This window comes from Escherichia sp. MOD1-EC6098 (assembly GCF_002965865.1).
GTDB lineage: Bacteria > Pseudomonadota > Gammaproteobacteria > Enterobacterales > Enterobacteriaceae > Escherichia > Escherichia marmotae.
In genome coordinates this window covers 20,615-46,659 of the sequence record NZ_PTSN01000009.1, presented here as the reverse complement: position 1 = coordinate 46,659, position 26,045 = coordinate 20,615, and the positions used below count along the sequence as shown (strand labels likewise).

27 protein-coding genes are annotated in these 26,045 nt (G+C 51.4%); 21 read left to right on the top strand and 6 right to left on the bottom strand.

Annotation, left to right across the window (positions count from 1 at the left end):
• The first annotated feature begins 107 nt into the window (after window positions 1-107).
• The 20 genes from hofM (at window position 108) to C0K55_RS11295 (ending at window position 17,933) form a co-directional block, all read left to right on the top strand.
• A complete protein-coding gene (gene hofM / locus C0K55_RS11395; protein WP_105266377.1) occupies window positions 108-887 on the top strand; it encodes a DNA utilization protein HofM in 780 nt (259 codons plus the stop codon).
• A complete protein-coding gene (locus C0K55_RS11390; RefSeq protein WP_105224511.1) occupies window positions 887-1,426 on the top strand; it encodes a PilN domain-containing protein in 540 nt (179 codons plus the stop codon). The genes hofM and C0K55_RS11390 overlap by 1 nt, the downstream gene beginning before the upstream one ends.
• A complete protein-coding gene (locus C0K55_RS11385; RefSeq protein WP_001517223.1) occupies window positions 1,410-1,850 on the top strand; it encodes a HofO family protein in 441 nt (146 codons plus the stop codon). The genes C0K55_RS11390 and C0K55_RS11385 overlap by 17 nt, the downstream gene beginning before the upstream one ends.
• Complete coding sequence (locus C0K55_RS11380; protein ID WP_001517222.1) at window positions 1,840-2,247, top strand: DUF2531 family protein; 408 nt, start codon at window positions 1,840-1,842, stop codon at window positions 2,245-2,247. Before C0K55_RS11385 ends, C0K55_RS11380 begins: the two co-directional genes overlap by 11 nt.
• The gene (gene hofQ / locus C0K55_RS11375) at window positions 2,156-3,397 is read left to right on the top strand and encodes a DNA uptake porin HofQ (RefSeq protein ID WP_000815959.1); all 1,242 of its coding nucleotides are present in this window, start codon (window positions 2,156-2,158) and stop codon (window positions 3,395-3,397) included. Before C0K55_RS11380 ends, hofQ begins: the two co-directional genes overlap by 92 nt.
• 400 nt (window positions 3,398-3,797) lie before the next feature.
• Window positions 3,798-4,319: a shikimate kinase AroK gene (aroK, locus tag C0K55_RS11370; protein ID WP_000818619.1), complete on the top strand. Its 522-nt coding sequence runs from the start codon at window positions 3,798-3,800 to the stop codon at window positions 4,317-4,319.
• Between the two features lie 56 nt (window positions 4,320-4,375).
• Window positions 4,376-5,464, top strand: coding sequence for a 3-dehydroquinate synthase (aroB, locus tag C0K55_RS11365; RefSeq protein ID WP_105266376.1), 1,089 nt, complete (start codon window positions 4,376-4,378; stop codon window positions 5,462-5,464).
• Window positions 5,465-5,555: 91 nt separating this feature from the next.
• Window positions 5,556-6,854 carry a cell division protein DamX gene (damX, locus tag C0K55_RS11360; protein WP_105266375.1) on the top strand — a complete coding sequence of 433 codons (1,299 nt, stop codon included), beginning with the start codon at window positions 5,556-5,558 and terminating at the stop codon, window positions 6,852-6,854.
• 106 nt (window positions 6,855-6,960) lie between these two features.
• Window positions 6,961-7,797, top strand: a complete 837-nt coding sequence (gene dam, locus C0K55_RS11355; RefSeq protein ID WP_000742158.1) for an adenine-specific DNA-methyltransferase — start codon at window positions 6,961-6,963, stop codon at window positions 7,795-7,797.
• Window positions 7,798-7,814: 17 nt separating this feature from the next.
• Window positions 7,815-8,492: a ribulose-phosphate 3-epimerase gene (gene rpe, locus C0K55_RS11350; RefSeq protein WP_000816280.1), complete on the top strand. Its 678-nt coding sequence runs from the start codon at window positions 7,815-7,817 to the stop codon at window positions 8,490-8,492.
• Complete coding sequence (gene gph, locus C0K55_RS11345) at window positions 8,485-9,243, top strand: phosphoglycolate phosphatase (RefSeq protein ID WP_001517219.1); 759 nt, start codon at window positions 8,485-8,487, stop codon at window positions 9,241-9,243. Before rpe ends, gph begins: the two co-directional genes overlap by 8 nt.
• Window positions 9,236-10,240, top strand: a complete 1,005-nt coding sequence (gene trpS, locus C0K55_RS11340; protein WP_000165548.1) for a tryptophan--tRNA ligase — start codon at window positions 9,236-9,238, stop codon at window positions 10,238-10,240. Before gph ends, trpS begins: the two co-directional genes overlap by 8 nt.
• 282 nt (window positions 10,241-10,522) lie before the next feature.
• Window positions 10,523-11,428 carry a GntR family transcriptional regulator YhfZ gene (yhfZ, locus tag C0K55_RS11330; RefSeq protein ID WP_105266374.1) on the top strand — a complete coding sequence of 302 codons (906 nt, stop codon included), beginning with the start codon at window positions 10,523-10,525 and terminating at the stop codon, window positions 11,426-11,428.
• 16 nt (window positions 11,429-11,444) lie between these two features.
• On the top strand, window positions 11,445-11,807 hold the full coding sequence (locus tag C0K55_RS11325) for a hypothetical protein (RefSeq protein ID WP_000450044.1): 363 nt from the start codon (window positions 11,445-11,447) through the stop codon (window positions 11,805-11,807).
• Between the two features lie 83 nt (window positions 11,808-11,890).
• Window positions 11,891-13,054, top strand: a complete 1,164-nt coding sequence (locus tag C0K55_RS11320) for a YhfX family PLP-dependent enzyme (RefSeq protein ID WP_016249276.1) — start codon at window positions 11,891-11,893, stop codon at window positions 13,052-13,054.
• Window positions 13,055-14,281 (top strand): phosphopentomutase, encoded by a 1,227-nt coding sequence (locus tag C0K55_RS11315; RefSeq protein ID WP_105266373.1) that lies wholly within the window; start codon window positions 13,055-13,057, stop codon window positions 14,279-14,281.
• A complete protein-coding gene (locus tag C0K55_RS11310) occupies window positions 14,278-15,156 on the top strand; it encodes a phosphotriesterase-related protein (RefSeq protein WP_105266372.1) in 879 nt (292 codons plus the stop codon). The genes C0K55_RS11315 and C0K55_RS11310 overlap by 4 nt, the downstream gene beginning before the upstream one ends.
• Before the next feature lie 10 nt (window positions 15,157-15,166).
• Complete coding sequence (locus tag C0K55_RS11305) at window positions 15,167-15,520, top strand: DUF2620 domain-containing protein (RefSeq protein ID WP_001517214.1); 354 nt, start codon at window positions 15,167-15,169, stop codon at window positions 15,518-15,520.
• Window positions 15,521-15,531: 11 nt separating this feature from the next.
• Window positions 15,532-16,836 (top strand): YhfT family protein, encoded by a 1,305-nt coding sequence (locus tag C0K55_RS11300; protein ID WP_000366842.1) that lies wholly within the window; start codon window positions 15,532-15,534, stop codon window positions 16,834-16,836.
• An 11-nt stretch (window positions 16,837-16,847) separates the two neighbouring features.
• Entirely contained in the window at window positions 16,848-17,933 is a 1,086-nt protein-coding gene (locus C0K55_RS11295; protein WP_105266371.1) for an aminotransferase class I/II-fold pyridoxal phosphate-dependent enzyme, read from the top strand.
• A 108-nt stretch (window positions 17,934-18,041) separates the two neighbouring features.
• On the opposite strand, the gene C0K55_RS11290 is transcribed toward C0K55_RS11295, so the two are convergent.
• From C0K55_RS11290 to tsgA, 6 genes are all read right to left on the bottom strand, one after another.
• Window positions 18,042-18,209 carry a YhfL family protein gene (locus tag C0K55_RS11290; RefSeq protein WP_001031834.1) on the bottom strand — a complete coding sequence of 56 codons (168 nt, stop codon included), beginning with the start codon at window positions 18,207-18,209 and terminating at the stop codon, window positions 18,042-18,044.
• Window positions 18,210-18,485: 276 nt separating this feature from the next.
• The gene (gene cysG, locus C0K55_RS11285; RefSeq protein ID WP_000349875.1) at window positions 18,486-19,859 is read right to left on the bottom strand and encodes a siroheme synthase CysG; all 1,374 of its coding nucleotides are present in this window, start codon (window positions 19,857-19,859) and stop codon (window positions 18,486-18,488) included.
• Window positions 19,860-19,876: 17 nt separating this feature from the next.
• Window positions 19,877-20,683, bottom strand: coding sequence for a nitrite transporter NirC (gene nirC / locus C0K55_RS11280; RefSeq protein ID WP_000493561.1), 807 nt, complete (start codon window positions 20,681-20,683; stop codon window positions 19,877-19,879).
• A gap of 124 nt (window positions 20,684-20,807) precedes the next feature.
• Window positions 20,808-21,134 carry a nitrite reductase small subunit NirD gene (gene nirD, locus C0K55_RS11275; RefSeq protein WP_000084764.1) on the bottom strand — a complete coding sequence of 109 codons (327 nt, stop codon included), beginning with the start codon at window positions 21,132-21,134 and terminating at the stop codon, window positions 20,808-20,810.
• Window positions 21,131-23,674 carry an NADPH-nitrite reductase large subunit gene (gene nirB / locus C0K55_RS11270; RefSeq protein WP_000049234.1) on the bottom strand — a complete coding sequence of 848 codons (2,544 nt, stop codon included), beginning with the start codon at window positions 23,672-23,674 and terminating at the stop codon, window positions 21,131-21,133. The genes nirD and nirB overlap by 4 nt, the downstream gene beginning before the upstream one ends.
• Window positions 23,675-23,934: 260 nt before the next feature.
• Complete coding sequence (tsgA, locus tag C0K55_RS11260; protein WP_000185221.1) at window positions 23,935-25,116, bottom strand: MFS transporter TsgA; 1,182 nt, start codon at window positions 25,114-25,116, stop codon at window positions 23,935-23,937.
• 264 nt (window positions 25,117-25,380) lie between these two features.
• On the opposite strand from tsgA, the gene ppiA reads away from it, so the two are divergent.
• Complete coding sequence (ppiA, locus tag C0K55_RS11255; RefSeq protein ID WP_000477213.1) at window positions 25,381-25,953, top strand: peptidylprolyl isomerase A; 573 nt, start codon at window positions 25,381-25,383, stop codon at window positions 25,951-25,953.
• Window positions 25,954-26,045: the final 92 nt, after the last annotated feature.

The window sequence follows — 26,045 nt, the reverse complement described above, 5'->3', positions numbered from 1 at the left end:
ATTTAGTTTCATTTGGGCAGTTTATAAACAAACGCGCGGTAGTATAAAGGCAAGCCAGACGCATTGATATACCCGTCAGAGTGACGGGGGATAAGGAGATCATCACAATGGCATTTAAGATCTGGCAAATTGGTTTGCATTTACAACAGCAAGAAGCGGTGGCGGTTGCTATCGTGCGTGACGCTAAAGAATGCTTTTTACAACGCTGGTGGCGCTTGCCGCTGGCAACAGACATTATCAAAGATGGGCGCATTATTGACGCGGAACGGCTGGCCAAAACGTTGTTACCGTGGAGTCGTGAACTGCCGCGCCGTCATCACATTATGTTGGCATTTCCTGCCAGCCGCACGTTACAGAGGGCAATACCGCGTCCGGCGATGTCCCTCGGTGAACGGGAGCAAACGGCCTGGCTGACAGGTACGATGGCCCGCGAGCTGGATATGGAACCGGACTCCCTGCGCTTTGATTACAGCGAAGATTCGCTAAGCCCTGCTTATAACGTGACCGCTGCGCAAAGCAAAGAGCTGGCGACGCTGCTTACCCTGGCAGAAAGATTGCGTGTTCACGTTAGTGCGATTACCCCAGACGCCTGCGCTTTGCAGCGATTCCTGCCTTTTTTACCCTCTCATCAGCGGTGCCTGGCCTGGCGTGATAACGAACAGTGGCTATGGGCGACGCGTTATAGCTGGGGGCGCAAACTGGCGGTAGGGATGACAAGCGCGAATGAGCTGGCGGCGGCGTTAGCTGTTGACCCCGAAAGTGTCGCGATATGTGGTGAAGGTGGGTTTGACCCCTGGGACGCGGTTTCTGTTCGTCAGCCGCCGCTACCGCCGCCTGGTGGAGACTTCGCTATTGCGCTGGGTCTGGCGCTTGGGGAGACGCGCTGATGAATCCGCCAATCAATTTTTTGCCCTGGCGACAGCAACGCCGGACAACCTTTTTTCGCTTCTGGTTGCTGATGTTCGTTGCTCCTTTGCTGTTGGCTGTTGTGATAACGCAAATGCTGCGTCTGACAAGCAACGCCGAAGCTCGCGTAGATGCTGTTTTACTTCAGGCAGAACAGCAAATTGCCCGTGGCTTACAGGTTACTAAGCCGCGTTTGCTGGAGCGCCAACAATTTCGCGAACAGCGTTTGCAACGTCAGCGCCAGCGACAATTTACCCGCGACTGGCAATCTGCACTGGAGTCACTGGCGACGCTTTTACCGGAGCACGCCTGGCTGACCACGATAAGCTGGCAGCAGGGAACGCTGGAGGTAAAGGGACTTACGGCGAACATTACCGCGTTAAATGCGCTGGAAACGTCACTTCGTCAGGATGCTACTTTTCAGCTCAACCAGCGTGGGGCCACGCAGCAGGATGCACAAGGACGCTGGCAATTTGAGTATCGGTTAACAAGGAAAGTTAGCGATGAACACGTTCTTTGACTGGTGGTATGCCACATCACCCCGTATCCGCCTGTTTGGGTGGACGCTCTGGTTGCTGGTGTTATTCACGCTCCTCTTTCTTTCATTGGCACGCCAGGAAGAGAGCGATGCATTAACCCGACTGCGAGCAACGAATCACCAGCAATCCGTCGCACTGTATCGCCTGGTAGATACCACTCTCATCAGCGAAGAAAAGACATTGCCATTTTCGCCGCTGGATTTTCAGTTGCCCGGCGCGCAACTGGTTTACTGGCACCCGTCCGCCCAGGGAGGCGAGTTGGCGTTGAAAACGCTTTGGGAAGCGGTGCCGTCTGCATTTACACGCCTGGCAGAACGCAATGTCAGCGTGAGCCGTTTTTCGTTAAGCGTGGAAGGTGATGAACTTTTGTTCACGCTACAACTGGAGACGCCACATGAGGGGTAAACGCTGGTTGTTGGCGGGTGTTGCATTATGCCTTTTAACGGGGATGCGTGACCCTTTTAAACCGCCGGAGGATATATGCCGGATTAGCGAACTCAGCCAGTGGCGTTATCAGGGAATAATAGGGCGAGGCGACCGCGTTATTGGCGTAATAAAAGATGGCCAAAAGAAATGGCGACGGGTACAGCAAAACGATGTGCTGGAGAATGGCTGGACGATTTTTCAACTGACGCCAGAAACATTAACGCTGAGAACCGGAAAAAACTGCGAACCGCCACAGTGGTTGTGGCAACGGCAAGGAGATAAAAATGAAGCAATGGATAGCCGCGCTACTGCTGATAATCATGATACCCATCGTACAGGCGGCAAAGCCGCAAAAAGTCACGCTGATGGTGGATGATGTTCCGGTAGCTCAGGTTTTACAGGCACTGGCTGAACAGGAAAAGTTAAACCTGGTGGTCTCGCCTGACGTCAACGGTACGGTGTCATTACATCTCACTGACGTTCCCTGGAAGCAGGCACTACAAACCGTAGTGAAAAGCGCCGGGCTGATAACGCGCCAGGAAGGCAACATTCTCTCGGTGCATTCTGTTGCCTGGCAGAATGACAATATCGCCCGTCAGGAGGCTGAACAGGCGCGGGCGCAGGCGAATCTTCCGCTGGAAAATCGCAATATTACTCTGCAATACGCAGATGCCGGAGAGCTGGCGAAAGCAGGGGAGAAGTTGCTTAGCGCCAAAGGCAGTATGACCGTCGATAAACGCACCAATCGCCTTTTGCTACGTGATAACAAAGCTGCGTTAACTGCGCTGGAACAGTGGGTTGCGCAAATGGATTTGCCGGTCGGGCAAGTTGAACTGTCGGCGCACATTGTCACTATTAATAAAAAAAGTTTGCGGGAATTGGGGGTGAAATGGACGCTGGCAGATGCGCAACAAGCTGGTGGCGTTGGGCAAGTGACCGCACTTGGAAGCGATCTTTCCGTGGCGACGGCGACGACGCATATCGGGTTTAACATTGGGCGCATCAACGGGCGTTTACTGGATTTGGAGCTTTCCGCACTCGAACAAAAACAACAACTGGATATTATCGCCAGCCCGCGTCTGCTGGCCTCGCATCTCCAGCCTGCCAGCATTAAACAAGGAAGCGAGATCCCGTATCAGGTTTCCAGCGGTGAAAGCGGCGCGACGTCGGTGGAATTTAAAGAGGCCGTACTGGGAATGGAGGTCACGCCTACAGTGTTACAAAAAGGCCGCATCCGGTTGAAATTACACATCAGCCAGAACGTGCCGGGGCAAGTACTACAACAGGCCGATGGCGAAGTGCTGGCGATTGATAAACAGGAGATCGAAACGCAGGTTGAAGTCAAAAGCGGAGAAACGCTGGCACTGGGCGGCATCTTTACCCGTAAAAATAAATCGGGACAGGATAGCGTACCGCTGCTGGGCGATATCCCCTGGTTCGGGCAATTATTTCGTCATGACGGAAAAGAAGATGAACGACGTGAGTTAGTGGTGTTTATCACGCCACGGTTGGTTTCCAGTGAGTAAATCACCGCAAAAACGGCGATGTTTTTATGCTGAACATGTTTCATCTATTTGACGTGCGCAGGTATTTAGCATACAAGGAGTACCGATTTGAGAGTCGGTGTTCCTTGCTGCCTGCGTTATATGATGGTGATTTATCTTTCACGCGGCATTTTGCTGTCTTTTTTACGCTAATCTTACCCGGTGATTTATCGCCAGAGCGGTGATAGCAAGGCAGTGCACCTGCAACGACCAGATATGCAGAGGGAGGGGCGATTTATTCAGTTGCCAAACCCGCTGGAGTATTGAGATAATTTTCAGTCTGACTCTCGCAATATCTTATGAGGTTTCAGTTCATGTCCTGCGGCGCTCTCTGAGCGAAGCGGGTTTATCATTAACGAATAGTCTTAGTAGTACCGAAAAAATGGCAGAGAAACGCAATATCTTTCTGGTTGGGCCTATGGGTGCCGGAAAAAGCACTATTGGGCGCCAGTTAGCTCAACAACTCAATATGGAATTTTACGATTCCGATCAAGAGATTGAGAAACGAACCGGAGCTGATGTGGGCTGGGTTTTCGATTTAGAAGGCGAAGAAGGCTTCCGCGAACGCGAAGAAAAGGTCATCAATGAGTTGACCGAGAAGCAGGGTATTGTGCTGGCTACTGGCGGCGGCTCTGTGAAATCCCGCGAAACGCGTAACCGTCTTTCCGCACGTGGTGTTGTCGTTTATCTTGAAACGACCATCGAAAAGCAACTTGCGCGCACGCAGCGTGATAAAAAACGCCCGTTGCTGCACGTTGAAACGCCGCCGCGTGAAGTTCTGGAAGCGTTGGCTAATGAACGCAATCCGCTGTATGAAGAGATTGCCGACGTGACCATTCGTACTGATGATCAAAGCGCCAAAGTGGTCGCAAACCAGATTATTCACATGCTGGAAAGCAACTAATTCTGGCTTTATATACACTCGTCTGCGGGTACAGTAATTAAGGTGGATGTCGCGTTATGGAGAGGATAGTCGTTACTCTCGGGGAACGTAGTTACCCAATTACCATCGCATCTGGTTTGTTTAACGAACCAGCTTCATTCTTACCGCTGAAATCGGGCGAGCAGGTGATGTTGGTCACCAACGAAACCCTGGCTCCCTTGTATCTCGATAAGGTTCGCGGCGTACTTGAACAGGCGGGTGTTAACGTTGATAGCGTTATCCTTCCTGACGGCGAGCAGTATAAAAGCCTGGCAGTGCTCGACACCGTTTTTACGGCGTTGTTGCAAAAGCTGCACGGTCGCGATACGACGCTGGTAGCGCTTGGCGGCGGTGTAGTGGGCGATCTTACCGGTTTTGCAGCGGCGAGCTATCAGCGCGGTGTTCGCTTCATTCAAGTCCCGACGACACTGCTGTCGCAGGTGGACTCTTCCGTCGGCGGCAAAACCGCAGTCAACCATCCCCTCGGTAAAAATATGATTGGCGCTTTTTATCAGCCAGCATCCGTGGTGGTGGATCTCGACTGTCTGAAAACGCTCCCCCCGCGAGAGTTAGCTTCGGGGCTGGCGGAAGTCATCAAATACGGCATTATTCTTGACGGTGAGTTTTTCAACTGGCTGGAAGATAATCTGGATGCATTGCTCGGTCTGGATGGTTCGGCAATGGCGTACTGTATTCGTCGTTGTTGCGAGCTGAAAGCAGAAGTTGTTGCTGCCGACGAGCGCGAATCCGGCTTACGTGCTTTACTGAATCTGGGACATACCTTTGGTCATGCCATTGAAGCTGAAATGGGCTATGGCAATTGGTTACACGGCGAAGCGGTTGCTGCAGGTATGGTGATGGCGGCGCGGACGTCGGAACGTCTTGGGCAGTTCAGTTCTGCCGAAACGCAGCGTATTATTACTCTGCTCACGCGGGCTGGGTTACCGGTTAATGGGCCGCGCGAAATGTCCGCGCAGGCATATTTACCGCATATGCTGCGTGACAAGAAAGTCCTTGCGGGAGAAATGCGCTTAATTCTTCCGTTGGCAATTGGTAAAAGCGAAGTTCGCGGCGGCGTATCGCACGAGCTTGTTCTTAATGCTATTGCCGATTGTCAATCAGCGTAACAACAAGAAAGGTCAGGCCGCTTATTAAGTGGTCTATTAGCTTCAGGTTAATTGCAACGTGGTAAGCATTAACCTTTTAGTGGGGTGTTAAATGGATGAATTCAAACCAGAAGACGAGCTGAAACCCGATCCCAGCGATCGTCGTACTGGTCGTTCTCGTCAATCTTCTGAGCGTTCAGAACGTACTGAACGTGGCGAACCGCAGATCAATTTTGATGATATTGAACTTGATGACACTGACGATCGCCGTCCGACTCGTGCGCAAAAAGAGCGCAATGATGAACCGGAAATCGAAGAAGAAATTGATGATTCCGAAGATGAAGCTGTGGATGAAGAGCGCGTAGAGCGTCGTCCGCGTAAGCGTAAAAAAGCAGCCAGCAAACCGGCTTCTCGTCAGTATATGATGATGGGCGTCGGCATTCTGGTTCTGTTGTTGTTGATCATCGGTATCGGTTCTGCGCTAAAAGCCCCCTCGACCTCTTCCAGCGATCAAACTGCGTCTGGTGAGAAGAGTATTGATCTTTCTGGTAATGCGGTCGATCAGGCGAATGGTGTGCAGCCAGCGCCGGGAACCACGTCTGCGCAAAATACCCAGCAGGATGTTTCTCTGCCACCGATCTCTTCTACGCCGACCCAGGGGCAATCCCCGGCGGCAATGGATGGGCAGCAACGTGTTGAAGTGCAGGGCGATCTGAATAACGCGCTGACACAACCACAAAATCAGCAGCAGTTGAACAATGTGGCGGTCAACTCCACGCTGCCGACCGAACCTGCGACTGTAGCCCCAGTTCGCAATGGCAATGCATCGCGTGATACGGCGAAAACGCAAACTGCTGAACGTCCGACCACCACGCGTCCGGCACGTCAGCAGACGGTGATTGAACCGAAGAAACCGCAAGCAACCGTGAAAACGGAACCGAAGCCAGTAGCACAACAGCCGAAGCATACTGAACCGGCTGCGCCAGTGGTGAGCACCAGGGCACCTGCTGCGACTTCTACGCCAGTAGCAACGCCTGCGCCAAAAGCGACCGCCAGCACGGAGCCTGCACAAACGGCATCTCCGGCGCAAACCACGGCAACACCAGCCGCTGGGGCGAAGACCACAGGCAATGTCGGCTCGTTGAAATCGGCACCGTCCAGCCATTACACTCTGCAGCTAAGCAGTTCTTCTAACTACGACAACCTGAACGGTTGGGCGAAGAAAGAGAATCTGAAAAACTACGTTGTCTATGAAACGACGCGTAACAGTCAGCCGTGGTATGTCCTGGTTTCTGGCGTGTACGCTTCGAAAGAAGAAGCGAAAAAAGCGGTATCTACATTGCCAGCCGATGTTCAGGCCAAAAACCCGTGGGCGAAACCGCTGCGTCAGGTACAGGCCGATTTGAAGTAATCAAGGCTATTTCCCGCAATGGTTTACCGTTGCGGGAACTGCCTGAAGCGCTGGATGCTGTCGGAGCTTTCTCCACAGCCGGAGAAGGTGTAATTAGTTAGTCAGCATGAAGAAAAATCGCGCTTTTTTGAAGTGGGCAGGGGGCAAATATCCCCTGCTTGATGATATTAAACGACATTTGCCTAAGGGCGAATGTTTGGTTGAGCCTTTTGTGGGTGCCGGGTCGGTGTTTCTCAACACCGACTTTTCTCGTTATGTCCTTGCTGATATCAATAGCGACCTGATCAGTCTCTACAACATTGTGAAGACGCGTACCGATGAGTACGTACAGGCTGCTCACGAGCTGTTTGTTCCTGAGACAAATTGCGCTGAGGTCTACTATCAGTTCCGCGAAGAGTTCAACAAAAGTCAGGATCCCTTCCGCCGGGCGGTACTGTTTTTATATCTGAATCGCTACGGGTACAACGGTCTGTGCCGTTACAATCTGCGCGGTGAATTTAATGTGCCATTCGGCCGTTACAAAAAACCCTATTTCCCGGAAGCAGAGTTGTATCACTTTGCCGAAAAAGCGCAGAATGCCTTTTTCTATTGTGAGTCTTACGCCGACAGCATGGCGCGCGCGGATGATGCATCCGTCGTTTATTGCGATCCGCCTTATGCACCACTTTCTGCAACCGCCAACTTTACGGCGTATCACACAAATAGTTTTACTCTTGAACAACAAGCGCATCTGGCGGAGATTGCTGAAGGTCTGGTTGATCGCCAGATCCCGGTACTGATTTCCAATCATGATACTGCGCTAACGCGCGAGTGGTATCAGCGCGCAAAATTGCATGTCGTCAAAGTTCGACGCAGTATAAGCAGCAACGGCGGCACACGTAAAAAGGTGGACGAACTGCTGGCTTTGTACAAACCAGGAGTCGTTTCACCCGCGAAAAAATAATTCTCAAGGAGAAGCGGATGAAACAGTATTTGATTGCCCCCTCAATTCTGTCGGCTGATTTTGCCCGCCTGGGTGAAGATACCGCAAAAGCCCTGGCAGCCGGCGCTGATGTCGTGCATTTTGATGTCATGGATAACCACTACGTTCCCAACCTGACGATTGGACCTATGGTGCTGAAATCCTTGCGTAACTACGGCATTACCGCCCCTATTGATGTACATTTGATGGTGAAACCGGTTGATCGCATTGTGCCGGATTTCGCTGCCGCAGGTGCCAGCATCATTACCTTTCATCCTGAAGCCTCAGAGCACGTTGATCGCACGCTGCAACTGATTAAAGAAAATGGCTGTAAAGCGGGTCTGGTGTTCAACCCGGCCACGCCGTTGAGTTATCTGGACTATGTGATGGATAAGCTGGATGTGATCCTGCTGATGTCAGTTAACCCCGGTTTTGGCGGCCAGTCTTTCATTCCGCAAACGTTAGATAAACTACGCGAAGTGCGTCGCCGCATCGACGAGTCTGGTTTCGATATCCGCCTGGAAGTGGATGGCGGAGTGAAGGTTAATAACATTGGCGAAATCGCTGCGGCGGGTGCGGATATGTTCGTCGCTGGTTCGGCCATTTTCGACCAGCCAGACTACAAAAAAGTCATTGATGAAATGCGCAGTGAACTGGCAAAGGTAAGTCATGAATAAGTTTGAAGATATTCGGGGCGTTGCCTTCGATCTCGATGGCACGCTGGTTGACAGTGCTCCCGGTCTTGCTGCCGCGGTAGATATGGCGCTGTACGCGCTGGAGTTACCTGTCGCAGGCGAAGAAAGAGTTATTACCTGGATTGGTAACGGCGCAGATGTTCTGATGGAACGAGCACTGACCTGGGCGCGTCAGGAACGTGCGACCCTGCGTAAAACGATGGGTAAGCCGCCTGTTGATGACGACATCCCATTGCAAGAACAGGTGCGTATTATGCGTAAGCTGTTTGACCGCTACTATGGCGAGGTTGCTGAAGAAGGGACGTTTTTGTTTCCACACGTTGCCGATACGCTCGGTGCGTTGCAGGCCAAAGGCTTGCCGTTAGGTCTGGTCACGAACAAACCGACGCCGTTTGTTGCGCCATTGCTTGAAGCTTTAGATATCGCCAAATACTTTAGCGTGGTCATCGGTGGCGATGACGTACAAAACAAAAAGCCGCATCCGGATCCGCTGTTACTGGTGGCTGAACGTATGGGCATTGCTCCACAACAAATGCTGTTTGTTGGCGACTCTCGCAATGATATTCAGGCGGCAAAAGCGGCCGGTTGTCCTTCTGTTGGCTTAACCTATGGATATAACTACGGCGAGGCTATCGAACTTAGCCAGCCTGATGTAATTTATCAGTCTCTCAATGACCTTCTGCCCGCATTAGGGCTTCCGCAAAGCGAAAATCAGGAATCGAAAAATGACTAAGCCCATCGTTTTTAGTGGCGCACAGCCTTCAGGTGAATTGACCATTGGTAACTACATGGGTGCGCTGCGTCAGTGGGTAAACATGCAGGATGACTACCATTGCATTTACTGTATCGTTGACCAACACGCTATTACCGTGCGCCAGGATGCACAGAAGCTGCGTAAAGCGACGCTGGATACGTTGGCACTGTATCTGGCTTGTGGCATCGATCCTGAGAAAAGCACCATCTTTGTTCAGTCCCACGTACCGGAACACGCACAGTTAGGTTGGGCGCTGAACTGCTATACCTATTTCGGTGAGCTGAGCCGGATGACTCAGTTCAAAGATAAATCTGCACGTTACGCTGAGAATATCAACGCTGGTCTGTTTGACTATCCGGTGCTGATGGCAGCAGATATCCTGCTGTATCAAACCAACCTGGTGCCGGTCGGTGAGGATCAGAAACAGCACCTGGAACTGAGCCGTGATATCGCCCAGCGTTTCAACGCGCTGTATGGCGATATCTTTAAAGTGCCAGAGCCGTATATTCCGAAATCTGGCGCGCGCGTAATGTCTTTGCTGGAGCCGACCAAAAAGATGTCCAAGTCTGACGATAACCGCAATAACGTTATCGGCCTGCTGGAAGATCCGAAATCGGTAGTGAAGAAAATCAAGCGTGCGGTCACTGATTCCGACGAGCCGCCAGTAGTTCGCTACGACGTGCAGAACAAAGCGGGGGTTTCTAACCTGCTGGATATCCTTTCTGCAGTGACTGGCCAGAGCATCCCGGAGCTGGAAAAACAGTTCGAAGGCAAAATGTATGGTCATCTGAAAGGCGAAGTGGCAGAAGCGGTTTCCGGAATGTTGACTGAATTGCAGGAGCGTTATCACCGTTTCCGCAATGACGAAGCCTTCCTGCAACAGGTGATGAAAGACGGCGCAGAAAAAGCCAGCGCACACGCTTCCCGCACGCTGAAAGCGGTTTACGAAGCAATTGGTTTTGTAGCGAAGCCGTAATTCAACATTGTTGGCAAAGTGCGCTTTGTTTATGCCAGATGCGACGTGAACGCCTTATCTGGCCTATAAAATGTTGTAAATTCAACATGTTGAAGGAAAGCGTAGCGCATCATGCAGTTTTGCTTTTATCATCACTCTGAAACCGGGGAAACCCGGTTTTTTTGTCCCTTTTTCGCAGTAATCCGGAAAAATGTGAAGCATCTCGCCGTTTCCATCTCTCGTGGTTGCCACTTATCTTCATTTTAATGAATATATAAATATTCACTTTATTGAAAATTTACTATGCGCCGAACGTTTATCAAAAAAGAAGGTGTCGTCATCACGACGCTGGCCCGTTATTTGTTGGGTGAAAAATGCGGTAATCGCCTGAAAACGATTGATGAGCTGGCAACTGAATGCCGCTCGTCCGTTGGCCTGACGCAGGCCGCGCTAAAAACGCTGGAATCAAGCGGCGCGATACGCATTGAACGTCGCGGGCGTAATGGCAGTTTCCTGGCGGAGATGGATAACAAAGCGCTGTTGAGCCATGTCGATATCAACAATGTAGTCTGTGCGATGCCTCTGCCTTATACCCGTCTGTACGAAGGGTTGGCGAGCGGGTTAAAAGCCCAGTTTGATGGCATTCCTTTTTACTATGCGCATATGCGCGGCGCGGATATTCGCGTGGAGTGTTTGCTTAACGGTGTGTATGACATGGCAGTGGTTTCCCGGCTGGCGGCAGAAAGTTATCTCACACAAAAAGGTTTATGCCTCGCACTGGAGTTGGGGCCGCACACCTACGTTGGCGAGCACCAGTTGATTTGTCGCAAAGGTGAATCCGGTAATGTGCAGCGTGTTGGGCTGGATAGTCGCTCGGCGGATCAGAAAATCATGACCGATGTCTTTTTTGGTGATCGCAGTGTGGAGCGCGTCGATCTCTCCTATCACGAGAGTTTGCAGCGCATTGTCAAAGGTGATGTCGATGCGGTGATCTGGAATGTGGTGGCAGAAAGCGAACTGGCCATGCTTGGATTAGAAGCGACGCCGCTCACAGACGATCCGCGATTTTTGCAGGCCACCGAAGCCGTGATCCTGACGCGAGCTGATGATTGCCCAATGCAACAATTACTGCGTGCGGTTGTTGATAAACACGCCCTGCTTGCCCATCAACAGCGGGTGGTCAGCGGGGAACAGGAACCCAGTTATTAAATAAAAGGCATCTAAAATGGAAACCAGACTCAACCTGCTTTGTGATGCAGGGGTCATAGATAAGGACATCTGTAAAGGCATGATGCAGGTTGTCAAGATTCTGGAAACAGAATGTCATCTGCCCATACGTAGCGAGCAGGGAACGATGGCGATGACGCATATGGCGAGTGCGCTGATGCGCAGCCGTCGCGGTGAACAGATACTGCCGCTGGATGACGAATTACTGACGGAACTGGCGCAATCCAGCCACTGGCCAGCGATCATGCAGTTGCATCGGGTGTTATTGCAGGGATTCGCGTTGGAAGTTAACCCGTGTGAAGAAGGATATCTGCTGGCCAACCTTTATGGATTATGGATGGCCGCTAACGAAGACCTTTGAAGCACATGGCAAATCCACGTCGTACATCTTAAATATTCAAAAAAATGAATATTTGAATTAAGGAACAGAAACGAGGCAACAAGATGTTTTTAGAAGCATTGAAACGCCAGAACCCGGCGCTGATTTCTGCCGCATTAAGCCTGTGGCAGCAGGGCAAGATCGCCCCGGACTGTTGGGTGATCGACGTGGATCAGGTACTGGAAAACGGTAAGCGACTCATTGAGACAGCACGGCTTTACGGTATTGAACTGTATCTGATGACTAAGCAGTTCGGTCGTAACCCGTGGCTGGCGGAAAAGCTGCTGGCGCTGGGCTACAGCGGCATTGTGGCGGTGGACTACAAAGAGGCACGAGTGATGCGTCGCGCCGGTTTGCCGGTGGCGCATCAGGGGCATCTGGTACAAATCCCTTGTCACCAGGTATCTGACACCGTTGAACAGGGAACCGGTGTTATCACTGTGTTTACCCTCGATAAAGCACGGGAAATTTCTGCGGCAGCGGTGAAGGCTGGATGCGTACAGTCTGTGCTGCTCAAAGTTTATAGCGACGATGATTTCCTTTATCCAGGGCAGGAGAGCGGTTTTACCCAAAATACGCTGCATGACATTGTCGCTGAAATCCAAAAACTACCAGGACTACATTTAGCGGGACTTACCCATTTCCCTTGCCTGCTTTGGGATGAAACAAGCGGGAAAGTTTTACCCACGCCGAATCTTCACACGCTGGTACAGGCGCGGGATCAACTGGCTAAATCTGGCACTGCCCTTGAGCAACTAAACGCGCCTTCAGCGACCAGTTGCACTTCGTTGCCGGTGTTAGCGCAATATGGTGTTACCCATGCCGAACCTGGTCATGCGCTGACCGGCACTATTCCGGCAAACCAGCAGGGCGATCAACCCGAACGTATCGCCATGCTTTGGTTAAGTGAAATTTCCCACCACTTCCGTGGCGACAGTTATTGCTATGGCGGTGGTTACTATCGCCGTGGTCATGCACATCACGCTCTTATTTTTACTCCAGAAAATCAAAGCATCACAGAAACACTTCTCAAAACAGTGGATGACAACAGTATCGACTATTACCTGCCGTTGGCTGGTGAGTTTCCGGTAAGTAGCGCGGTGGTGCTCTGTTTTCGTACGCAGATTTTTGTCACCCGTAGCGATGTGGTGTTGGTGTCCGGTATTCAGCGCGGCGCGGCGGAAATTGTTGGTCGCTATGACAGCCTCGGCAACCTTCTGGAGGCGTAAATGGCGCGATTTGTGGTGTTAGTGATCGATAGTTTTGGCGTAGGCGCAATGAAAGATGTTGCGCGGGTACGCCCACAGGATGCCGGGGCGAATACCTGTGGTCACATTCTTAGCCAGTTGCCGCATTTACAGTTGCCGACTCTTGAGAAGCTGGGGCTAATCAATGCATTGGGTTATGCGCCGGGTGATATGCAGCCATCGGATTGCGCAGTCTGGGGCGTAGCAGAACTGCAACATGAAGGTGGCGATACCTTTATGGGGCATCAGGAAATTTTAGGTACGCGCCCCTTGCCGCCGCTGCGGATGCCCTTTCGCGACGTTATTGATCGTGTTGAACGAGCCTTAATGGCTGCGGGCTGGCAGGTCGAACGCCGTGGCGATGCGTTGCAATTTCTGTGGGTAAACCAGGCCGTGGCAGTTGGCGACAATCTCGAAGCGGATTTAGGCCAGGTCTATAACGTTACCGCCAATCTCTCTGCGATACCGTTCGATGAAGTTGTCAAGATTGGTCGTGTGGTGCGTGAGCAGGTACAGGTTGGCAGGGTTATTACTTTTGGCGGCCTGTTGCAGGACAGCCAGCGCATTCTTGATGCCGCAGAAAGCAAGGAAGGGCGTTTTATTGGCATAAATGCACCGCGTTCCGGCGCTTATGACAGCGGTTTCCAGGTTGTACATATGGGCTACGGTGTCGATGAAAAAGTGCAGGTGCCGCAACAACTGCATCAGGTAGGCGTACCTACGGTGCTGGTGGGTAAGGTGGCGGATATCGTCAGCAATCCTCATGGAATGAGCTGGCAAAATTTGGTGGATAGCCAACGGATTATGGATATCACTCTCGACGAATTTAACGCCCATCCGACAGCCTTTATTTGCACCAATATTCAGGAAACCGACCTCGCCGGCCACGCAGAAGACGTCGCACGTTATGCCGAACGTTTGCAGGTCGTTGACCGTAATCTTGCCCTGCTTGTTGAGGCGATGCAGCCGGATGATTGCCTGATCGTCATGGCTGATCACGGTAACGACCCGACTATCGGCCACAGCCACCATACCCGCGAAGTAGTGCCTGTGCTGGTTTATCAGCGTGGATTGGCTGCCACTCGTCTGGGTGTGTATCCCACGCTCTCTGATGTTGGAGCCACGGTATGTGAATTTTTCCGTGCTTCGCCGCCACAAAACGGCAGCTCTTTTTTATCTTCCCTTCGCTTTCAGGGTGACTCTTTATGACCATCGATTCGACCGGCTACACCCTTGCTCATGAGCATCTGCATATTGATCTCTCCGGCTTTAAAAACAACGTGGATTGCCGCCTTGATCAATATGCGTTCATTTGCCAGGAGATGAACGACCTGATGGCGCAGGGCGTTCGTAATGTGATTGAGATGACCAATCGTTACATGGGCCGCAATGCGCAATTTATGCTCGATGTGATGCGTGAGACGGGAATCAACGTGGTGCCTTGTACTGGTTATTACCAGGATGCCTTTTTCCCGGAGCATGTGGCGACCCGCAGCGTGCAGGAGCTGGCGCAAGAGATGGTCGATGAAATTGAACAGGGTATCGATGGCACAGAACTGAAAGCCGGGGGCATCGCGGAGATTGGCTCCAGTGAGGGCAAAATCACGCCGCTGGAAGAGAAAGTTTTCATTGCCGCCGCGTTGGCGCATAACCAGACCGGACGGCCCATTTCCACTCATACATCTTTTAGCACTATGGGGTTGGAACAACTGGCTCTACTGCAATCCCACGGTGTCGATCTTTCGCGGGTCACCCTCGGGCACTGCGATCTTAAAGACAACCTCGACAACATTTTAAAGATGATCGATCTCGGCGCGTATGTGCAGTTCGACACCATTGGCAAGAACAGTTACTACCCGGATGAGAAGCGTATTGCGATGCTTCACGCGCTCCGCGACCGTGGATTGCTTAACCGCGTCATGCTGTCGATGGATATTACTCGTCGTTCCCATTTAAAAGCCAACGGTGGTTATGGCTATGACTTTTTATTTACCACCTTTATTCCGCAGTTGCGCCAGTCAGGATTCAGTCAGGCCGATGTGGATGTGATGTTACGTGAAACTCCCTCTCAATTTTTCCAATAAGGACAGACTCATGAAAAAGATTGGCGTTGCAGGCTTACAGCGTGAGCAGATTAAAAAAACCATTGAAACGACGGCTCCTGGCTGTTTTGAAGTTTTCATTTATAACGACATGGAAGCGGCAATGAAAGTGAAATCCGGGCAACTGGATTACTACATCGGCGCGTGTAATACCGGCGCAGGTGCGGCATTGTCGATTGCTATCGCGGTGATTGGTTATAACAAAAGTTGCACCATTGCCAGGCCTGGTATTAAAGCGAAAGACGAGCATATCGCCAAAATGATCGCTGAAGGAAAGGTGGCGTTTGGGCTTTCCGTTGAGCACGTTGAACACGCGATTCCGATGCTGATTAACCATCTGAAATAAAAGGCACGACTATGGATCTGTATATTCAGATTATCGTGGTGGCGTGCCTGACCGGTATGACATCACTTCTGGCACATCGCTCGGCGGCCGTATTTCATGATGGTATTCGCCCGATCCTGCCACAATTGATTGAAGGCTATATGAACCGTCGCGAGGCGGGGAGTATCGCTTTCGGTTTGAGTATTGGTTTTGTGGCATCGGTGGGGATCTCCTTTACCCTGAAAACCGGCCTGCTCAACGCATGGTTACTTTTTCTTCCTACCGATATCCTCGGCGTACTGGCGATAAACAGCCTGATGGCGTTTGGCCTTGGCGCAATCTGGGGGATACTGATCCTCACCTGCCTGCTGCCGGTAAACCAGTTGCTGACTGCGCTGCCGGTTGATGTTTTAGGTAGTCTGGGGGAATTAAGCTCTCCGGTAGTTTCTGCTTTTGCACTCTTCCCGCTGGTGGCGATTTTCTACCAGTTTGGCTGGAAGCAAAGCCTGATCGCTGCCGCCGTCGTGTTGATGACTCGCGTCGTGGTGGTGCGTTATTTCCCGCATCTTAATCCGGAATCCATCGAAATCTTTATTGGCATGGTAATGCTGCTGGGGATCGCGATAACTCACGACCTGCGTCATCGTGATGAAAATGATATCGATGCCAGCGGATTTTCGGTCTTTGAAGAGCGCACGTCGCGGATTATCAAAAATCTTCCGTATATCGCCATTGTCGGAGCGCTGATCGCTGCTGTTGCCAGTATGAAAATTTTTGCTGGTAGCGAAGTGTCGATCTTCACCCTTGAGAAAGCGTACTCCGCAGGCGTCACGCCGGAGCAATCGCAAACGCTGATCAATCAGGCGGCGCTGGCAGAATTTATGCGCGGGCTGGGTTTTGTGCCGTTGATTGCCACCACTGCGTTAGCCACGGGGGTGTATGCGGTTGCTGGCTTTACCTTTGTCTATGCGGTGGGCTATCTCTCGCCTAATCCGATGGTTGCGGCGGTATTGGGCGCAGTGGTTATTTCGGCGGAAGTTTTGTTGTTACGGTCGATAGGTAAATGGCTGGGGCGCTACCCGTCAGTGCGTAATGCGTCGGATAACATTCGTAACGCCATGAATATGCTGATGGAAGTGGCTCTGTTGGTCGGTTCGATTTTCGCGGCAATCAAAATGGCGGGTTATACCGGATTCTCTATTGCGGTCGCCATTTACTTCCTCAACGAATCTCTGGGGCGTCCGGTACAGAAAATGGCGGCACCTGTGGTGGCAGTGATGATCACCGGCATTCTGCTGAATGTTCTTTACTGGCTTGGCTTGTTTGTTCCGGCTTAAGGAATGCACTTATGAAGACGTTTCCCTTGCAAAGCCTGACTCTTGCTGAAGCACAGCAAAAGCAGTTTGCGCTGGTGGACACGATTTGCCGCTATTTCCCTGGCGGTGAGTTCCTTACCTGTGGTGATTTGGGATTAACGCCGGGGTTGAATCAACCGCGCATTACTCAACGTGTGGAACAGGTACTGGCGGGTGTGTTTCATGCGCAAGCGGCGGCGCTGGTGCAAGGCGCTGGCACTGGGGCGATCCGTGCCGGGCTGGCAGCTTTGCTCAAGCCCGGGCAGCGTCTTCTGGTACATGATGCGCCTGTTTATCCGACTACGCGGGTCATTATTGAGCAGATGGGGCTGACGCTTATTACCGCTGATTTCAATGACCTGTCGGCACTTAAGCAAATCGTCGAAGAGCAACAACCAGATGCAGCACTGGTGCAACATACACGCCAGCAGCCGCAGGATTGCTACATTCTGGCAGATGTGCTGGCAACGTTGCGCCTGGCGGGTGTTCCAGCGTTAACTGATGACAACTATGCGGTGATGAAGGTGGCGCGGATTGGCTGCGAATGCGGGGCGAATGTCTCAACTTTTTCCTGCTTCAAGCTGTTTGGGCCGGAGGGTGTTGGTGCGGTGGTAGGCGATGCTGATGCCATCAACCGTATTCGTGCCACGCTTTACTCCGGAGGCAGCCAGATTCAGGGCGCTCAGGCGCTGGAAGTCTTGCGCGGACTGGTTTTTGCGCCAGTGATGCATGCAGTACAGGCGAGAGTATCTGAAAGGTTGCTGACCTTGCTCAACGGTGGCGCAGTGCCACAAGTTAAAAGCGCCGTCATTGCCAATGCGCAGTCGAAGGTGTTGATTGTGGAGTTCCATCAGCCGATTGCTGCAAGGGTGCTGGAAGAAGCGCAGAAACGCGGTGCATTGCCATATCCAGTTGGTGCGGAGTCGAAATATGAAATTCCGCCGCTCTTTTATCGTCTTTCCGGGACATTTCGTCAGGCGAATCCACAATTAGAACATTGTGCGATTCGTATTAATCCTAATCGTAGTGGTGAGGAGACAGTGCTGCGTATTTTGCGCGAGAGTATTGCCTGTATTTAACTGCTGTGAACGATATTTTTAAAGGCAAGGTAAAAACAAATACACCCTCTGGTAAAAATAGAGGGCGTCAGGTAATTAAAACAGCATTAACCGATCTCTGTTAAGAGATTACTGTGCAGTCGGACCGCAGCCGCCAATGATTTTAGAAATAGAAATTGCCGGATGCAGAAGGTAATCATAAGAGCAGTTTTTGTCACGGTTTTCAATATGACCAGTACATGCAGTTAACGTTGCCAGTACCGCACCTACCAATGCTACTTTAATAAACTTGTTCATTCTCATTCCCTATGTAAAATATATCGAGTAATATTCATTAATTATGTGAATATAAGCAAACAGCTCGTTAGAGACAATACAGGAATATCTATGACACGTCAGTGAGTGGACTATTAATAATTCAATTATATTTGTAAGCCACTGTAACTGTGGGGAGTTGTTAAAAAACAAATTAGTTAAAAAGTTGTTTTATGTCTGCTGAAAATAAAAATTAATATGGTGATTATTGTAAATAAAAAGGCCAGAAATATCCGGCCTTAGATAATTTTTTTTAAATTAATGGTTAGAGAACCAGTTTAATTTATCGCGCAGGCCAACGACCCGACCAATAATAATCAAAGACGGGCTGTTCATTTGCTGCGCAAGTTCACCGAGTTGCGCGAGCGTACCGTCAATCACGCGTTGCGTAACCGCCGTACCGTTTTCGACAATCGCCACCGGCATTTCACCTGGCATTCCGTATTCAATCAGCTTTTGCTGAATGGTCGCGGCCTGATTCAGCCCCATATAGAACACCAGCGTCTGTTTTTCTGCCGCCAGATTCTCCCAGTCCAGCTCGCCACCCGTTTTTAAGTGCCCGGTGATTAAGCGCACGCTCTGGGCGTAATCGCGATGTGTTAGCGGAATACCCGAATAGGCAGAGCAACCAGAAGCTGCGGTAATGCCCGGAACCACCGAGAACGGAATGCCTGCATTGCACAGCGTTTCCAGCTCTTCGCCGCCACGCCCGAAAATAAACGGATCGCCGCCTTTCAGACGCACCACGCGTTTGCCTTTTTGCGCTTCCCGCAACAGGATCTGGTTAATCTCTTCCTGCGGTACGCAGTGGTATCCCGCACGTTTACCGACGAAAACGCGGTCAGCATCGCGGCGTACCAGATTCATAATATCGTCAGAAACCAGACGGTCGTAGACCACCACATCAGCCTGCTGAATTTGTTGCAGGCCTTTCAGCGTCAGTAGCCCGGCATCGCCTGGACCTGCGCCAACCAGCACCACTTCACCACGATGATCGAGCGGCTCATTGATTAACTGTTCGGTCGTTTCAGTAATGGCTTTCTGATCGTTGTTCGCCAGCGACTGCGCCAGACGGTCATTGACGAACAGTTTTTCCCAGAAACGGCGACGCTCACCCATTGTGGCGAACTGCTGTTTCACCCGACCGCGTAACTGTCCGGCATATTTTGCCACCTGACCCAGATGGAGAGGCAGTAGTGATTCGAGTTTTTCGCGCAGCAGGCGCGCCAGGACTGGAGATGTGCCGCCGGAGGAGACCGCTACCATTAGCGGTGAGCGGTCGATAATGGACGGCATAATGAAACTGGCGGCTTTCGGTGCATCTACCACATTACAGAAGATACGACGAGATTCAGCGGCTTCGCTGACGCGCTGGTTAAGCGCATCATCATCAGTAGCCGCAATCGCCAGCCAACAGGTATCGAGAAGGCTTTCATCAAATGGCCCCTCGACGAGGGTTAACATGCCAGCATCTGCCCATGCGGTAAACTGCGGAATAAACGCTAATGCATTCACCGTTAAGCGAGCGCCTGCGTCCAACAGCAACCTGGCTTTGCGTTCCGCGACATCACCGCCGCCGACAATCAGACAGTCGCGATCGCGTAATTGGCAAAATATAGGCAAATGATCCACGTAAAACCCCTTACTGATTAACCTGCAGCCGTTTCAGTTTGATTAAATTTGTCCGCAATCGGACGATTAGCTTTCGGCGTAGCATACCAATAACCCAATCCCATGAATACGGCGCCAGATAAAGTATTACCCAGCGTCACCCACAGCAGGTTATGACCAATGCCCGCCAGAGTGTAGGCTTCGCTATGGTTGCCGAACCAGGAGAGGGCGAACAGCGTCATGTTGGCAACGGAGTGCTCATAGCCGGAGGCGATAAACGCCAGCAGACACCACCAGATAGCGATAAATTTCGCCGCGCCTTCGGTGCGCAGCGCCATCCAGATTGCCAGGCAAACCAGCCAGTTACACAATGCGCCTTTGAAGAACAGTACCATCGCCGGTGCGGTGGTTTTGGCCAGCGCGACAGAATGGACGATGCTGGTATCCACCGGTAGCAGGCTACCGCCGCCCCAGCTATAGAGCATCGCTACGAAGATGGAACCGACCAGATTACCCAGCCAGGTTTGCGGCAGAATTGCCCACATTTGCCCGTGGCTGATGGTGCCTGCTTTCACCCCAAAGGTGAGGAACATGGTGTGTCCGGTGAACAGTTCAGAACCGGCGATAATCACCAGCGTTAAGGCGATACCAAAAGTTGCCCCCATCACCAGCGGACGCACGGACGGATCGAGCAAATTGCCGAGCGTGAAAATCAGGATGATCCCAAGACCCACATAAGCTCCCGCCATTGCGGAGCTGACCCAAAAGCCAAGCGGGTTATTTGCCGACAGGCGTGCGATGCGCGCAGCGTTCGCCGCACACTTATTGATAGTGTCTGTAAACATTTGATTATCCTTAAAAAATAAAAACAAAAAATAAAACAAAGAGTTTAAAAAATGTCCTGCAATATACCGAAGGTTATTACAGGACAATGCAAAAAGGGGAGGCATTGCGCCTCCCGTTAAAACATTAACCGCGCAGTTGTACTACGCCGTCTTTCACTCGTGCTTCGTAATGCTTGACGGAGAACTGTTCGTCCTCCATGCACAAGCCGTCGCTTAAGCGAAAACGCTGTTTTTTCAGCGGGCTGGCTACCCACAGCTCACCCTGATGTTCCGCAATCAGCCCGCGTGACAGTACGCTGGATTCGAAGAACGGATCGATATTGCTGATAGCAAACACCTGGTCGCTGTGATACGGACGGAAAATCGCCACCTGCTCGTCACCTAACAGCGCGCAGACGCCGGTTTCAGGCAGGATGTCATCGATTTTGCAGATGTCTTTCCACTGGCTCATGCGTTGTCCTCCACCAGAGTTACCGGAATACGTTCATACGGCGTTGCCGGACGGTGCTGTTCGCGCTCAGGCACCATCTGCACATTCGGGTCACGCTTGTCGCTGTTGATGAAGTGCTTGAAGCGAGTCTGTGCAGACGGCGTATTGACCGTTTCAGTCCACTCACACACTACAGCTTCACGCAGGCGCGCCATCTCTTCTTCCAGATGTGCGTTCAGACCCAGTTTGTCATCAATGATCACCGCTTTCAGGTAATCGATGCCGCCTTCGAGGTTTTCTAACCACGGTGCGGTACGGGTCAGTTTGTCGGCAGTACGGATGTAGAACATCATGAAGCGGTCGAGATATTTGAGCAGCGTTTCGCGATCGATATCCGCTGCCAGCAGATCCGCATGACGCGGTTTCATGCCGCCGTTACCGCAAACGTACAGGTTCCAGCCTTTTTCAGTGGCGATGATACCTACGTCTTTGCCCTGCGCTTCTGAACATTCACGGGTACAACCAGAGACACCGAACTTGATTTTGTGCGGTGCGCGGATGCCTTTGTAGCGGTTTTCCAGTTCTACGCCGAGGCCGACGCTGTCGCCAACACCGTAGCGGCACCAGGTGCTACCCACGCAGGTTTTCGCCATACGCAGCGCTTTCGCATAGGCATGACCGGTTTCGAATCCCGCTTCAATCAGTTGACGCCAGATCTCCGGCAGATCGTCTTTCTGTGCACCAAACATCGCAATACGTTGGGAGCCGGTGATTTTGGTGTAGAGATTAAATTCACGTGCGATACGACCTACAGCCATCAAACCTTCCGGGGTAATTTCACCGCCCGGAGAACGCGGGATCACCGAATAGGTGCCGTCTTTCTGGATATTAGCGAGGAAGTTATCGTTAGAATCCTGCAACGGAGTATGCTGCGGTTTCAGAATGTATTCGTTCCAGCAGGACGCCAGCAGCGAACCGATGGTGGGTTTACACACTTCACAACCGTAGCCTTTGCCGTGTTTTGCCAGCAGTTCTTCGAAGGTTTTAATGCCTTCAACGCGAATCAAATGGAACAGTTCCTGGCGCGAATATGGGAAGTGTTCGCACAGGTTGTTGTTGACTTCGATGCCCTGTTTCGCCAGTTCGGCGTTCAGCACCTGAGTAACCAACGGAATGCAACCACCGCAGCCTGTACCCGCTTTGGTTTCGGCTTTCAGCGCTGCAACGGTGTGGCAGCCTTTGTTGATGGCAGCAATCAGATCGCCTTTGGTGACGTCGAAGCAGGAGCAGATTTGCGCGCTGTCCGGCAGTTTATCAACACCGATAGACGGTTTACCGCTGCCAGAGTGGGCAGGCAGGATCAGCGAGTCCGGGTTTTCCGGCAGTTCAATGGCGTTCAGTACCAGTTGCAGCAGGTTGCCATAGTCGCTGGTATCGCCCACCAGTACCGCACCGAGCAACGTTTTGTTGTCTTCGCTGACAACCAGACGTTTGTAAATCTCTTTGCTTTCGTCGAGGTAAACATAGCTACGCGCGCCTGGTGTACGACCATGCGCATCGCCAATACCGCCCACGTCTACGCCCAGCAGTTTCAGCTTGGCGCTAAGATCTGCACCTTCAAATGCGTTTTCGCTACCAAGAATGTGGTCAACAGCCACCTGAGCCATTTTGTAGCCCGGTGCTACCAGACCAAACACACGGTTGTTCCAGCTTGCGCATTCACCGATGGCGTAGATATCCGGATCGGAAGTCTGGCAGGAATCGTTAATAACGATACCCCCACGCGGAGCCACGTCCAGGCCACACTGAGTCGCCAGCTTATCGCGCGGACGGATACCGGTAGAGAAGACAATAAAGTCAACTTCCAGCTCGCTACCGTCGGCAAAACGCATGGTTTTACGTGCTTCGACACCTTCCTGCACAATTTCGAGGGTGTTTTTGCTGGTGTGAACGCGCACGCCCATGCTTTCGATTTTGCGACGAAGCTGTTCGCCGCCCATCTGATCAAGCTGTTCCGCCATCAGCATAGGGGCAAATTCGATAACGTGGGTTTCAATGCCTAAGTTTTTCAGCGCGCCAGCGGCTTCCAGGCCTAACAGGCCGCCACCAACAACGGCACCGCGCTTGCTGCGACGGGCGCAGGATTCAATGGCGTTGAGGTCTTCAATGGTGCGATAGACAAAACAGTCCTGGGTATCAGAACCTTTGATCGGCGGGATCCACGGGTAGGAACCGGTCGCCATGATCAGCTTGTCATAATAAACGGTACGTCCGGCGCTGGAGTGGATCACCTTCTCCTGACGGTTGATGGTAATCGCGCGCTCACCGACCAGAACTTTAATGCCGTGTTTCTCATAAAAGCCTTCGCGCACCAGCGACAGCTCTTCGGCAGTGTGGTGAGAGAAGTAAGACGAGAGGTGTACGCGGTCATAAGCGATGCGCGGTTCTTCACAGAAAACGGTAATATCAAAGTTGGCCGCATCAGATTTATCAAGAAGATCTTCGATAAAGCGATGGCCGACCATACCGTTACCGATAATTGCGAGTCTGACTTTGCTCATTTTTGCCTCGATTTCTTTTCTATTACCGCCTACCTTAACGATTCAGCAACCCCACTTATTGATGCAAATCAAATTCACCTTTATATACCTCTTAAGGAGTATATTACTGATTTGTATAAATATTCTTAAGTTACGGAATTGTCTGACATTTCGTGTGTGTGCAAAAAATAGGCAAAATAAGAGAGTTTAAAGATATGAGGATAGGTTGAGGGGAAGAGAGGAAAAAACCGGACGACGAAAGCGCCGCCCGATATTGGCAATTAATGAGAGGTCAGGGTGTTATGCTGACGGTGACGGCTGACAAAACCCAGCAGGAAGCACATCACGAATACCACAGCGTACAGACCATTTGCAGTGAGCAGCGCCGCCTGTGGACCGCTATGCTCTACAATCGGGCCAGTAACCACAAAGGTCAGCATGGTGCCGATGGTTCCGCAGGTGAGGACGAAGTTAACCAGTTTTGGGGACGGCACTTTGGTTTGCTGTGAACCCAGGGTGATGATGGTGGTATAGATCGCGCTGGAGAAGAAGCCCAGAGCGAGAATAGACCACGCCATATGTGCCGGTGTTCCAGTGTTAAAGACATACATCAGAATCGCGGCCAGTCCTGCCAGCACGGTCAGAATACGTTGCAGGTCAAAGAAACGCAGAATAAAGCTGAAGGCCCACATGCCGACCATGTACGACATCCAGAAGTTGCTTACCAGCGTTCCTGCGTCGTTCAGGCTCATGCCCAGACCTTTGGCGTACTCCGGCACCCAGGAGATAAAACCTAACTGACCGAGGATGTAGCACAGCGCCGCAATGGAGAGAAACAGCACGCCAATCCCCCATTTTTCTTTCACTACCGGAACGTCATTTTTTGGCGCATGTTTGCCCAGTGCCGGGAACTCACAGCCGAAGGTCAGAATAAAAATAGCGACGTACACCAGCCCGATGCAGGCATAAACCCAGTACCACTCAATGCTACGTGCCAGCAAAAATGCCGCGATCATCGGGAAAATCATCCCGGCCATACTGAAGAAGGAGTCGGTAAACAGCAAGCGAGAACCGCGCTGACGCCCTTCATACATTTGTGTAACCAGGAACGTACCAATCGACATGGTGATACCACTGACCACCCCGAGGATGAACATCGCCGCTGAGAACAACGCCAGACTGTGGCTGAACATCAAACCAGCAACCGCCAGCACCATCAGGAGAAAGCCAAAACGTAACTGCGTTTTCAGCGGGACGATTTCCATCAGCCAGGCGTTGAGGAAGATAGAGATTAAAATTCCGGCATTGAGGAAGGTGAAGGTGTTACTCATACTGGAAACGGGCAGATGGAAATAATCTGCAATATTCCCCATCACCATCCCGGTGACAATAACCAACGCACCGGTGAGTGCGTAGGAAAGAAAGCTAATCCATGTGAGCTTAATGCGATTGCTGTTAGTCATGATTGGCCTGCGTTGAAAGAGAAAATGGCATAGTGGGTATGCCGCGAGCGGGCGATTTTAGGTGATTTTGTGATCTGATTAAATATCTAATTGCAAACGGTTGCTAATTTGCAATATTTAAAGTGATTCTGATCACGGAATATAAGTGATCATCAGGTTACATATATTTCAAGTACGTAAAATTAGGTAAAGGAATGGCCTTGTCATTGAAGGCTATTTAGAATCTCTTCACTTGCTTTTTTTCTGCTCTGTTAAGGAAATCTCATGTTCAAATCGACCCTGGCAGCTTTTGTAGCTGTTTTCGCTCTTTCTGCTCTCTCACCTGTAGCAATGGCAGCGAAAGGGGACCCGCACGTATTGTTAACAACCTCTGCTGGTAATATCGAACTGGAGCTGGATAGCCAGAAAGCACCGGTATCAGTGCAAAACTTTGTCGATTATGTGAACAGCGGTTTTTATAACAACACCACTTTTCACCGGGTGATCCCGGGCTTTATGATTCAGGGCGGCGGTTTCACCGAGCAGATGCAGCAGAAAAAACCGAATCCGCCGATCAAAAATGAAGCTGATAACGGTCTGCGCAACACGCGCGGCACGATTGCTATGGCGCGTACTGCTGATAAAGACAGCGCAACCAGCCAGTTTTTTATTAACGTTGCCGATAACGCCTTCCTCGACCACGGCCAGCGTGATTTCGGCTACGCCGTCTTTGGTAAAGTGGTAAAAGGGATGGATGTCGCAGACAAGATTTCCCAGGTGCCGACTCATGATGTTGGTCCATACCAGAATGTGCCGTCAAAGCCGGTCGTTATCCTTTCCGCTAAAGTCCTGCCGTAACGATTTCTCGCGCGGGCAATATTGTCCGCGCATCTGCTCTCCCGGCGTAACCTGCATTTGCCGCTTATACTTGTGGCAAACGGACACGTTCA

Excerpts from the sequence above, each read along its gene's own strand:
- hofM (WP_105266377.1), top strand. The coding sequence starts at position 108 with ATGGCATTTAAGATCTGGCAAATTGGTTTGCATTTACAACAGCAAGAA.
- C0K55_RS11390 (WP_105224511.1), top strand. The coding sequence starts at position 887 with ATGAATCCGCCAATCAATTTTTTGCCCTGGCGACAGCAACGCCGGACA.
- C0K55_RS11385 (WP_001517223.1), top strand. The coding sequence starts at position 1,410 with ATGAACACGTTCTTTGACTGGTGGTATGCCACATCACCCCGTATCCGC.
- C0K55_RS11380 (WP_001517222.1), top strand. The coding sequence starts at position 1,840 with ATGAGGGGTAAACGCTGGTTGTTGGCGGGTGTTGCATTATGCCTTTTA.
- hofQ (WP_000815959.1), top strand. The coding sequence starts at position 2,156 with ATGAAGCAATGGATAGCCGCGCTACTGCTGATAATCATGATACCCATC.
- aroK (WP_000818619.1), top strand. The coding sequence starts at position 3,798 with ATGGCAGAGAAACGCAATATCTTTCTGGTTGGGCCTATGGGTGCCGGA.
- aroB (WP_105266376.1), top strand. The coding sequence starts at position 4,376 with ATGGAGAGGATAGTCGTTACTCTCGGGGAACGTAGTTACCCAATTACC.
- damX (WP_105266375.1), top strand. The coding sequence starts at position 5,556 with ATGGATGAATTCAAACCAGAAGACGAGCTGAAACCCGATCCCAGCGAT.
- dam (WP_000742158.1), top strand. The coding sequence starts at position 6,961 with ATGAAGAAAAATCGCGCTTTTTTGAAGTGGGCAGGGGGCAAATATCCC.
- rpe (WP_000816280.1), top strand. The coding sequence starts at position 7,815 with ATGAAACAGTATTTGATTGCCCCCTCAATTCTGTCGGCTGATTTTGCC.
- gph (WP_001517219.1), top strand. The coding sequence starts at position 8,485 with ATGAATAAGTTTGAAGATATTCGGGGCGTTGCCTTCGATCTCGATGGC.
- trpS (WP_000165548.1), top strand. The coding sequence starts at position 9,236 with ATGACTAAGCCCATCGTTTTTAGTGGCGCACAGCCTTCAGGTGAATTG.
- yhfZ (WP_105266374.1), top strand. The coding sequence starts at position 10,523 with ATGCGCCGAACGTTTATCAAAAAAGAAGGTGTCGTCATCACGACGCTG.
- C0K55_RS11325 (WP_000450044.1), top strand. The coding sequence starts at position 11,445 with ATGGAAACCAGACTCAACCTGCTTTGTGATGCAGGGGTCATAGATAAG.
- C0K55_RS11320 (WP_016249276.1), top strand. The coding sequence starts at position 11,891 with ATGTTTTTAGAAGCATTGAAACGCCAGAACCCGGCGCTGATTTCTGCC.
- C0K55_RS11315 (WP_105266373.1), top strand. The coding sequence starts at position 13,055 with ATGGCGCGATTTGTGGTGTTAGTGATCGATAGTTTTGGCGTAGGCGCA.
- C0K55_RS11310 (WP_105266372.1), top strand. The coding sequence starts at position 14,278 with ATGACCATCGATTCGACCGGCTACACCCTTGCTCATGAGCATCTGCAT.
- C0K55_RS11305 (WP_001517214.1), top strand. The coding sequence starts at position 15,167 with ATGAAAAAGATTGGCGTTGCAGGCTTACAGCGTGAGCAGATTAAAAAA.
- C0K55_RS11300 (WP_000366842.1), top strand. The coding sequence starts at position 15,532 with ATGGATCTGTATATTCAGATTATCGTGGTGGCGTGCCTGACCGGTATG.
- C0K55_RS11295 (WP_105266371.1), top strand. The coding sequence starts at position 16,848 with ATGAAGACGTTTCCCTTGCAAAGCCTGACTCTTGCTGAAGCACAGCAA.
- C0K55_RS11290 (WP_001031834.1), bottom strand. The coding sequence starts at position 18,209 with ATGAACAAGTTTATTAAAGTAGCATTGGTAGGTGCGGTACTGGCAACG.
- nirC (WP_000493561.1), bottom strand. The coding sequence starts at position 20,683 with ATGTTTACAGACACTATCAATAAGTGTGCGGCGAACGCTGCGCGCATC.
- nirD (WP_000084764.1), bottom strand. The coding sequence starts at position 21,134 with ATGAGCCAGTGGAAAGACATCTGCAAAATCGATGACATCCTGCCTGAA.
- nirB (WP_000049234.1), bottom strand. The coding sequence starts at position 23,674 with ATGAGCAAAGTCAGACTCGCAATTATCGGTAACGGTATGGTCGGCCAT.
- tsgA (WP_000185221.1), bottom strand. The coding sequence starts at position 25,116 with ATGACTAACAGCAATCGCATTAAGCTCACATGGATTAGCTTTCTTTCC.
- ppiA (WP_000477213.1), top strand. The coding sequence starts at position 25,381 with ATGTTCAAATCGACCCTGGCAGCTTTTGTAGCTGTTTTCGCTCTTTCT.